The following is a 9,633-nucleotide window of genomic DNA, read 5'->3' on the forward strand; positions in this document are numbered from 1 at the left end:
GGGCGTCAAGCGGGGCGTGCCCGGGGCCGTCCTGCCTCCGCTGAAGCAGCGCCGGGTGGCCAGGCGGCAGCCGGTGGTGGAGGTCCGGGAGCCCGAACCGGCCGGCCGGTCCGACGTCGCCGCCGACAACCCCGTGCCCGAGCCCCCCTTCCTCGGGACGAAGGTCACCACCGGCATCCCGCTGGCCGAGTACGCCCCCTGGCTCGACGAGACCGCCCTGTTCAAGGGCCAGTGGGGACTGAAGGACGCCGCGACCATCGAGACGGAAGGCCGGCCGCGCCTGCGCGCGCTGCTCGACCGGATCGAGCGCGAGGGCCTGGTCGAAGCGGCCGTCGTCCACGGCTGGTTCCCCTGTGTGTCCAAGGGCGACGACCTGATCGTCCTGGACGAGGACGGAGGCGAGCGGACCCGCTTCACCTTCCCCCGCCAGCAGCGGGGCCGCCGCCTCTGCCTGGCCGACTTCCACCGCGCCGAGGAATCGGGCGAGGTCGACGCGGTCGCCTTCCAGGTCGTCACCGTCGGATCGAGGATCGGGGAGGAGACGGCCCGGCTCTTCGCCGCCGACGCCTACCGCGACTACCTCGAACTCCACGGACTGTCCGTCCAGCTGGCGGAGGCCCTCGCCGAGTACTGGCACGCGCGCGTCAGGCGCGAGTGGGGGATCGGCGGCGCCGACCCCGCCGGCCTGGAAGGCATGCTGCGCACCGAGTACCAGGGCTGCCGCTACTCCCTCGGCTACCCGGCCTGCCCCGACCTGGAGGACCGGGCGAAGATCGCCGCGCTGCTCCGGCCGGAGCGGATCGGGGTCGTGCTGTCGGAGGAGTACCAGCTGCACCCCGAGCAGTCGACGGACGCGATCGTCGTCCACCACCCGGAAGCGAGCTACTTCAACGCGGGAGGCCGACGCCTGTGACCCCCGGATCCCCCACCTTCTCCTTCGAGTTCTTCCCGCCGAAGACCGACAGGGGCGAGCAGACCCTCTGGGACGCCATCCGGCGCGTGGAGGCCCTCAAGCCGGACTTCGTCTCCGTGACGTACGGCGCGGGCGGCTCGTCCCGCGACCGGACCATCGACGTCACGAAGCGGATCGTCACCGAGACCACCCTGCGGCCCGTCGCCCACCTGACGGCCGTCGGGCACTCGGTCGCCGAGCTGCGGGCCATCATCGGCGCCTACGCGGACGCCGGCGTCCGGGACGTGCTCGTGCTGCGCGGCGACCCGCCGGGCGACCCGCGCGGCGCGTGGACCCCGCACCCGCAGGGCTTCACGTACGCGAGCGAACTCGTCGAACTCGTGCGCTCACTGGGCGACTTCCGGATCGGCGTGGCGGCCTTCCCGGAGGGCCACCCGCGCTCCGCCGACGCGAAGAGCGACCTGGCGCACTTCGTCGCGAAGTGCCGGGCGGGCGCCGACTACGCCATCACGCAGATGTTCTTCGACCCCGAGGACTACCTGCGGCTGCGGGACCGGGTCGCCGCCGCCGGCTGCGACACCCCGATCATCCCGGAGATCATGCCCGCCACCGACGTGCGCCAGATCCGGCGCTTCGCCGAACTGAGCGACGCCGCGTTCCCCGAGGACCTGGCGCACCGCCTGGAGGCGGCGAAGGACGACCCGGCCGCCGCCTACCGCGTCGGCGTCGAGCACGCGACGCGGATGGGCCTGCGGCTGCTCGACGAGGGCGCGCCGGGCCTGCACTACATCACGCTCAACAAGTCGACGGCGGCCCTGGAGATCCACCGGACCGTCCTCAGCGCAAGGAGAGTTGCAGTCCATGTCTGACCTCACCGCCTTCTCCGACTACAAGGTCGCCGACATCTCGCTGGCCGCCTTCGGCCGCAAGGAGATCACCCTCGCCGAGCACGAGATGCCGGGCCTGATGGCGATCCGCCGCGAGTACGCGGAGGCGCAGCCGCTGGCGGGCGCCCGGATCACGGGCTCCCTGCACATGACGGTGCAGACCGCCGTCCTCATCGAGACCCTGGTCGCCCTCGGCGCCGAGGTCCGCTGGGTGTCCTGCAACATCTACTCCACCCAGGACCACGCGGCCGCCGCGATCGCCGCCGCCGGGATCCCGGTCTTCGCCTGGAAGGGCGAGACCCTGGAGGAGTACTGGTGGTGCACCGAGCAGGCGCTGACCTGGCCGGGCGCCGACGGCCCGAACATGATCCTGGACGACGGCGGCGACGCCACCCTCCTCGTCCACAAGGGTGTGGAGTACCAGAAGACGGGCGTGCTGCCGGAGGCCTCGAACGAGGAGCTGGCGGTGGTCCGCGCCCTGCTGGAGTCCACCTCCCTGGACTGGTCGGCGATGGCGGCCGGCATCCGCGGGGTGACGGAGGAGACGACGACGGGCGTGCACCGCCTGTACGAGATGCACCGCGCCGGCGAGCTCCTGTTCCCCGCGATCAACGTGAACGACGCCGTGACGAAGTCGAAGTTCGACAACAAGTACGGCTGCCGCCACTCCCTCGTCGACGGCATCAACCGCGCCACCGACGTCCTCATCGGCGGCAAGACGGCCGTCGTCTGCGGCTACGGCGACGTCGGCAAGGGCTCGGCGGAGTCGCTGCGCGGCCAGGGCGCCCGGGTCATCGTCACCGAGATCGACCCGATCTGCGCGCTGCAGGCGGCGATGGACGGCTACCAGGTGGCGACCCTGGACGAGGTGGTGGAGACGGCCGACATCTTCATCACCACCACCGGCAACAAGGACATCATCATGGCGTCGGACATCGCCCGGATGAAGCACCAGGCGATCGTCGGCAACATCGGCCACTTCGACAACGAGATCGACATGGCGGGTCTGGCGCGGATCCCGGGGATCGTGAAGGACGAGGTCAAGCCGCAGGTCCACACCTGGACCTTCCCCGACGGCAAGGTCGTCATCGTCCTCTCCGAGGGCCGGCTGCTGAACCTCGGCAACGCGACCGGCCACCCCTCCTTCGTGATGTCGAACTCCTTCGCGGACCAGACGCTGGCGCAGATCGAGCTGTTCACGAAGACGGAGCAGTACCCGACCGACGTGTACGTGCTGCCCAAGCACTTGGACGAGAAGGTCGCCCGGCTCCACCTGGACGCCCTGGGCGTCAAGCTGACGACCCTCCGCCCCGAGCAGGCGTCGTACATCGGCGTCCCGGTCGAGGGCCCGTACAAGCCGGACCACTACCGCTACTGATGATGTGTACCGAACGTGACCCCTGGCTCCCGCACCGGCTCCTCCGTACGGAACGGGACCTGCTGATGCCGCTCCTCCGGCGCACACCGGAGGAGGCGTACGGGCTCCGCACGGCGTGCCCCGGCTGGACCGTCCGACAGGTCCTCGCCCACTGCGGGGCGGCGCTCGTCCGGATCGTCGAGGACCGCCTCGAAGAAGGCGTCTTCCTGCCGGAAGCCAACGCCCGCGACGTCGCCGAACGCGAGGACTGGTCCGTCGGCCGCGTCCTCGACGAACTGGAACGCGGCCTGACCGAGGCGGGGCCGGTCATCGCCGAGCGCGAGAACGGCAGGCTCGACGCGGTCGCCCTCGGCGAATGGGTCCACGCCGGAGACGTACGGGAGGCCCTCGGCGAGCCCGGCGCGTACTGCGGCGCGGCGCTCGACCTCGCCCTCCCGCTGCTCTCGGTGACCAGCCGCCGCCGGGAGACCCCGCGCCTGATCGGCGACCTGGCCGACCGGGACGGCACGGTCTTCCTCGGCAACGAGATCGAGGGCCGGCCGGCGGCGCGGTTCCGGGGGGACGCGGCGACGCTGATCCGGATCTACTCGGGGCGACCGCTGGTCCGGACGCGCTACGAACTGACGGGCGCGACAGAACACGAACTCCTCATCTACCGCTGAGCCCCGCCCCCACGGGCCTCCGCCCGGCGGGGCGGTGCCCCTCCGCCACCTGCCGTGTGGGGCCTGCGCCCGCGAGGCGGGTGCCCCCGTCCGCGCCCGTGTGGGCAGTCGTCCCGCGGGGCGGGACGGGTGGGCACACGGGACGGCGCCCTGAGCGGGACCTCCGCGTTCCGCGCCTGGACCCGCACCCCGTGTGCGGCGCACAAAGTGGTGGCCGTTCAGGCGCGGGAGCCTGGGCCCGGCAAGGGGCGCCCCCCATTGTGCCCACCCGTTCCGCCCCAGCGGAACGACTGCCCACAACGGACGACGAGGCGCGGAACGACCGCCCACAACGGGGGGCGCCGCCCCGGCCGTGCGGCTTGCTGACGAAGGGAACCCCATGTCCACGCTCGACCGGCTCCTCCGTACCGCCGCCGCCGCGCGGCCCGACACCCCCGCCGTCGCCTTCGGCGAAGAAGCGCTCACGTTTCGCGAGCTGCACGACACCACCGCCTCGCTCGCCGCCCACCTCCGGGGACTCGGCGTCGGCCGCGACGCCCGCGTGGGCGTGTACGTCGAGCCGAGTCTCGACCTGATGACCGGCGTCTGGGGCGTGGTCCTGTCCGGCGGCGCCTACGTGCCGCTCTCGCCGGAGTACCCCGAGGAGCGTCTGCGGTACATGATCGAGGACAGCGGTTCCCGGGTCGTCGTGACCCAGGACCGCTTCCGGGACCGGGTCGCGGAGCTGGCCCCGCCCGGTACGACGGTCGTCGTCATCGGGGACGTGCCGCCGGTGCGGGCGGCACCGCTCCCCGCGCCCGACGCGCACGACCTCGCCTACGTCATCTACACCTCCGGCTCCACCGGCAGGCCCAAGGGCGTCATGGTCGAGCACCGCTCGATCGTGTCCCAGATGCGCTGGATGGCGGAGGAGCACCGCCTCGGCCCGGACGCCGTCGTCCTGCAGAAGACGCCGATGAGCTTCGACGCCGCGCAGTGGGAGATCCTCGCGCCGGCGGTCGGGGCCCGGGTCGCGGTCGGTCCGCCGGGGGTGTACCGGGACCCGGAGGGGCTGATCGACGCGGTCCGGGCGTCGGGGGCGACCGTGCTCCAGGGCGTGCCGACGCTCCTCCAGGCCCTCGTCGACACCGAGCGGCTCGGCACCTGCACCGGTCTGCGCCGGGTCTGCTCGGGTGGCGAGATCCTCTCCAGGAACCTGGCCGTGCGGCTGCTCGCCGAGCTGCCGGCGGTGGAGCTGGTCAACCTGTACGGCCCCACGGAGTGCACGATCAACGCCTCGTCGTACACCGTGGACCGGGCGACGGTCGCGGACGGTCCGGCGGCGGTACCGATCGGCAGACCGGCCCGCGGGACGACGTTCCGCATACGCGACGGGGAGCTGTGCATCGGCGGGGTCCAGGTGGCGCGGGGGTACCTGGACCGGCCCGAGCTGACGGCGGAGCGCTTCCTCACCGCCGACGACGGCGAGCGCCTCTACCGGACCGGCGACCTGGCCCACTGGAACGAGGACGGCACCGTCCAGTTCGCGGGCCGCGCCGACAACCAGATCAAGTTGCGCGGCTTCCGCGTCGAGCTGGACGAGATCGCGCTCGCCGTCGAGGACCACGACTGGGTCAAGAACGCGGCGGTCATCGTGAAGGACGAGCCCCGCACCGGCTTCCAGAACCTCGTCGCCTGCGTGGAGCTGTCGCCGAAGGAGGCGGCCCTGATGGACCAGGGCAACCACGGCGCCCACCACCAGTCCAAGGAGTCGAAGCTCCAGGTCAAGGCCCAGCTCTCCAATGCCGGCACCCGTGCGGACGCCGAGCTGGCGGGCTGCCCGGTGGTCCAGTTGCCGGGCGGGACGCCGTCGGAGCGGATGCGGCGGACGGTCTTCGCCCGCAAGACGTACCGCTTCTACGAGGGCGGCGAGGTGACCCGCGCCGACGTCCTCGCGGCCCTGGCCCGCCGCCCGGAGGGCATCGGTTCGCGTCCGGTCGGCAGCCTCACGGCGGCCGATCTCGGGGAACTGCTGCGCTGGTTCGGCCAGTTCACGAGCGAGGAGCGGCTCCTCCCGAAGTACGGCTACGCCTCGCCGGGCGCGCTGTACGCGACGCAGCTGTACGTGGAGGCGCGCGGGATCGCGGGCCTGGATCCGGGCACGTACTACTACCACCCGGTCCGCCACCGCCTGTACCTGACGGAGCCGCTCCCCGCCGCCGGCGAACCGTCGCTGCGGCTCTCCTTCCGGGGCAGGCGGTCCGCGATCGAGCCGGTCTACCGGAACAACATCCAGGAGGTCCTGGAGATCGAGGCCGGACACATGGTGGGCCTGTTCGAGGAGGTCCTGCCCGGGTACGGCCTGGACGTCAGGGCCTGCGGGGACGGGTGCTGGGAGGTCGTCCCGTACGACGAGGGGGCGTGCGCCGACCCGGAGGTGGACGTCTACGTCCAGGCCCACGGCGACCGGATCCCGGACCTTCCGGAGGGCCAGTACGCCTACGAGGACGGCACCCTGACCCCGGTCTCGGCCTCCCTCGTCGAGAAGAGGCACGTCATCGCGATCAACCAGGCGGTGTACGAGCGGGCCTCGCTCGGCATCACCGTGGTCAGCCGCACGGCCGCGACGGACCGGGCGTACGTCGACCTCGGCCGGGTGCTCCAGCGCCTCCAGCTCGGCGGGCACGGCCTCGGGTTCATGTCCTCCGGCTACAGCTCCGAGTCCGGCCATCCCCTGCCGGCGGCCCGCCGCGTGGACGAGATCCTGACGGCGGCGGGACGGGCGACCGGCCCCTCGTACTTCTTCGTCGGCGGCCGGGTGAGCGGGGAGCAGCGGCTGAGCGAGGGGATGTACGAGGACACGGTCCACATGAAGGGCCCGGCGGAGATGATCCGCGACGACCTCGCGCGCCGCCTGCCGGACTACATGATCCCGAACCGGGTCGTGGTCCTGGACCGGCTGCCCCTGTCGGCGAACGGCAAGGTGGACACGAAGGCGCTCGCCGACCTCGCCGTGGTCAACGCGGGCCTGCATGGCCGCCCGCACGTCCCGGCCCGTACGCGTACGGAGAGCAGGCTCGCGGAGATCTGGGCGGAGGCCCTGAAGTACGAGGACGTCGAGGCGGTCTCGGTCCTGGACGACTTCTTCGAGTCCGGCGGGAACTCGCTGATCGCGGTCGCGCTGGTGACGCGGGTCAACCGCGGGTTCGACGCCTCCCTTCCGCTTCAGGTCCTCTTCGAGTGCCCGACGATCGAGAAGCTCGCGCACCGGCTGGACGGCGCCGCCGCCACCCCCGCCTCCCGTCTCGTACGGCTCCACGCGGCCGGCGCGCAGTCGCCCGTGTACTGCTGGCCGGGGCTCGGCGGCTACACGATGAACCTGCGGCACCTGGCCGAGGAGGTCGCCATCGACCGGCCCTTCTACGGGGTGCAGGCGCACGGCGTCAACCGGGGCGAGGAGCCGTACGCCACGATCCGCGAGATGGCCGCCGCCGACGTGGCCGCGATCCGCCGCCGTCAGCCCACCGGCCCGTACACCCTGTGGGGTTACTCCTTCGGTGCCCGCGTGGCCTTCGAGTCGGCGCACCTCCTGGAGGCGGCGGGGGAGCAGGTGGAGCACCTCTTCCTGATCGCCCCGGGCTCCCCGAAGGTCCGCTCCTCGGAGACGGGCGGCGCGACGTACGACAACCCGGCGTTCGTGACGATCCTGTACTCGGTCTTCGCGGGCGCGATCGACACGGGCGTGCGGGCGGCCGACCGGCGGAGCTTCGTGGCGCGCGTCGCGGAGGACTTCCCGGCCCTGGAGCCCGATCTGATCGACCGGATCGTCGCGATCGTCGAGGAGACCTTCGAGTTCACCTACACCTTCCGGGAACTGACGGAGCGGCAGGTGGCGTGCCCGGTGACGCTCTTCAAGGCCGAGGGCGACGACTACTCGTTCCTGGAGAACGCCACGGGCTGGTCCACCCGCCCGCCGACGGTCGTGGAGCTCGACGCGGACCACTACGGCCTGCTCCGGCAGCCGGACCTGACGGAACTCGTCAAGAAGATCCGCTACCGCCTGGGGCTGTGACGCCCCCGGCGCCCTCCCGGGCACCCGCCCCCGTGCCGTCCCGGTCCTCCGGGGCGGCCGGGGGCTTCGTGTGCAGGACGGCCCGGGCCTGCTCGGCGGCCCGGATGGTGTTCTCGGCCACGAAGTCGAGGAAGCGGGCGACGTTCTCCAGGCGGTGGCCGGCCGGGGTGTCGGAGCCGAGGACGGTGACGCCCTCCCGTGCGGTCTCGACTATCTGCGCCAGGGACCGGGCGGAGGCCATCATCGACTGGTACCAGACGTCGTCGTCGACGGTGTAGCGCTCGCGGCGGCGGTCGTCGCGCTCCCGGCGGATGAGGTCCTGGCTGTCGAGGAACGTGACCGCCTTGGAGACGGACGCCGGGCTGACCCGGAGGCGCTCGGCGAGCTCGGAGGCGGTGAGGCTGCCCGTGTCGGCGAGGGTCAGGGCGGCCATGACGCGGGCCATCATCTTGGGCATGCCCGAGGCCATCATGACGGTTGTGAACGTCTCCTCGTACGCGCGCATGGCCTCGGGGTCGCGCCCGTGTGCCTGCGGGGAGGCCGCCGTTCCCCGGGGTGCCGCCGGCTTGCGGCGGTGGGCGCGCTGCTCGGTGGCGCGGTGGGCGAGGTCGGCGCGGTAGCCGGTGGGTCCGCCGTTGCGCATGACCTCGCGGGTGACCGTCGAGGTCGGGCGGTCGAGGCGTCGGGCGATCTCCGCGTACGCGAGGCCGTCGGCCAGTCCCAGCGCGATCTGCTGGCGTTCGGGCTGGGTGAGTCTGCCTCCCGGCATCGCGGTCTCCTTACGTCGTCCGTGGTGCCGCCAGCATAGCGTTCACGCGCAATCCATTGCAACGCAATGATGCATCTTCGTTGCGTTACTCTCAAAACCATTGCAATGAAATCCCTCAACTGACCTGCAACGACGGCAATATTGCGCAACGAAGCGCTTGCCGGATCATCGAACGCAACGTAGCTTTTCCTTCATCGGAAACAGCGCGGCGAACAAGCGCCCGCTACAGACGAAGGAGCAGCACCATGCAGAAGTTCGACACCACCGCCCCGATCGCCGCCGTCCTCGCCGTCCCCGCCGGCCGCATCCGGCTCATCGCCGCCGACCGGGCCGACGTCACCGTCGAGGTCCTGCCCGCCGACCCCTCCAAGGGCCGCGACGTGAAGACGGCCGAGCGCACCGAAGTCGCCTACGCCGACGGGGTCCTGCGCATCGAGGTCCCCAAGTCGAAGAACAGCGTCCTCGGCGCCACCGGCTCCATCGAGGTCACGGTCCAGCTGCCCGCCGGCTCCCGCGTCGAGGCCGAGGCCGCCGCCACCGAACTCCGCGGTGTCGGACGGCTCGGCGACGTCACCTTCGAGGGCGCGTACGGCCAGATCAAGATCGACGAGGCCGCGAACCTCCGGCTCACCGCCGCCGACGGCGACGTCGAGGTCGGCCGGCTCACCGGCTCCGCCGAGATCAGCACCGCCCGGGGCGACATCCGCATCGCCGAGGCGGCGAACGGCACGGTCGTCCTGAGCACCCAGAAGGGCGACATCACGGTCGGTGCCGCCGCCGGCGTCTCCGCCTCGCTGGACGCCGGCACCGCCTACGGCCGCGTCTCCAACTCCCTCCGCAACGACGGCACTTCCGGCCTGGCCGTCAAGGCCACCACGGCGTACGGCGACATCACGGCCCGCAGCCTCTGACCACCCACAGCCTTCGAGGAGCAACCACCATGACCACCCCGGCGATCGAGGCGAACGGCCTA

General features: G+C 72.0%; 7 protein-coding genes. 6 read left to right on the forward strand and 1 reads right to left on the reverse strand.

What is annotated here, in order from left to right; genetic code table 11:
- From K7G60_RS37355 to K7G60_RS37375, 5 genes are all read left to right on the forward strand, one after another.
- Nucleotides 1-913 (forward strand): vitamin B12 dependent-methionine synthase activation domain-containing protein (locus K7G60_RS37355; RefSeq protein ID WP_308083185.1); only part of this gene is annotated, 913 nt, incomplete at its 5' end.
- Nucleotides 910-1,782, forward strand: coding sequence for a methylenetetrahydrofolate reductase [NAD(P)H] (gene metF / locus K7G60_RS37360; protein WP_225805418.1), 873 nt, complete (start codon nucleotides 910-912; stop codon nucleotides 1,780-1,782). The genes K7G60_RS37355 and metF, both read left to right, overlap by 4 nt.
- Entirely contained in the window at nucleotides 1,775-3,178 is a 1,404-nt protein-coding gene (ahcY, locus tag K7G60_RS37365) for an adenosylhomocysteinase (protein WP_225805419.1), read from the forward strand. Before metF ends, ahcY begins: the two co-directional genes overlap by 8 nt.
- A 2-nt stretch (nucleotides 3,179-3,180) precedes the next feature.
- The gene (locus K7G60_RS37370; protein ID WP_225805423.1) at nucleotides 3,181-3,840 is read left to right on the forward strand and encodes a maleylpyruvate isomerase family mycothiol-dependent enzyme; all 660 of its coding nucleotides are present in this window, start codon (nucleotides 3,181-3,183) and stop codon (nucleotides 3,838-3,840) included.
- Between the two features lie 379 nt (nucleotides 3,841-4,219).
- Nucleotides 4,220-7,891 (forward strand): amino acid adenylation domain-containing protein, encoded by a 3,672-nt coding sequence (locus K7G60_RS37375; protein ID WP_225805420.1) that lies wholly within the window; start codon nucleotides 4,220-4,222, stop codon nucleotides 7,889-7,891.
- Here the strand turns inward: K7G60_RS37375 and K7G60_RS37380 are convergent.
- Entirely contained in the window at nucleotides 7,860-8,660 is an 801-nt protein-coding gene (locus tag K7G60_RS37380) for a helix-turn-helix domain-containing protein (RefSeq protein WP_225805421.1), read from the reverse strand. The two genes, K7G60_RS37375 and K7G60_RS37380, sit on opposite strands and share 32 nt — an antisense overlap.
- A 245-nt stretch (nucleotides 8,661-8,905) precedes the next feature.
- Here K7G60_RS37380 and K7G60_RS37385 point away from each other — a divergent pair, with 245 nt between their 5' ends.
- Nucleotides 8,906-9,571: a DUF4097 family beta strand repeat-containing protein gene (locus tag K7G60_RS37385; protein ID WP_225805422.1), complete on the forward strand. Its 666-nt coding sequence runs from the start codon at nucleotides 8,906-8,908 to the stop codon at nucleotides 9,569-9,571.
- The last annotated feature ends 62 nt before the right edge of the window (nucleotides 9,572-9,633 follow it).

The sequence above is a fragment of the Streptomyces sp. NK15101 genome (assembly GCF_020400725.1).
GTDB lineage: Bacteria > Actinomycetota > Actinomycetes > Streptomycetales > Streptomycetaceae > Streptomyces.

Coding starts and splice junctions, on each gene's coding strand:
- ahcY (WP_225805419.1), top strand. CDS start 1,775: ATGTCTGACCTCACCGCCTTCTCCGACTACAAGGTCGCCGACATCTCG.
- K7G60_RS37370 (WP_225805423.1), top strand. CDS start 3,181: ATGTGTACCGAACGTGACCCCTGGCTCCCGCACCGGCTCCTCCGTACG.
- K7G60_RS37375 (WP_225805420.1), top strand. CDS start 4,220: ATGTCCACGCTCGACCGGCTCCTCCGTACCGCCGCCGCCGCGCGGCCC.
- K7G60_RS37380 (WP_225805421.1), bottom strand. CDS start 8,660: ATGCCGGGAGGCAGACTCACCCAGCCCGAACGCCAGCAGATCGCGCTG.
- K7G60_RS37385 (WP_225805422.1), top strand. CDS start 8,906: ATGCAGAAGTTCGACACCACCGCCCCGATCGCCGCCGTCCTCGCCGTC.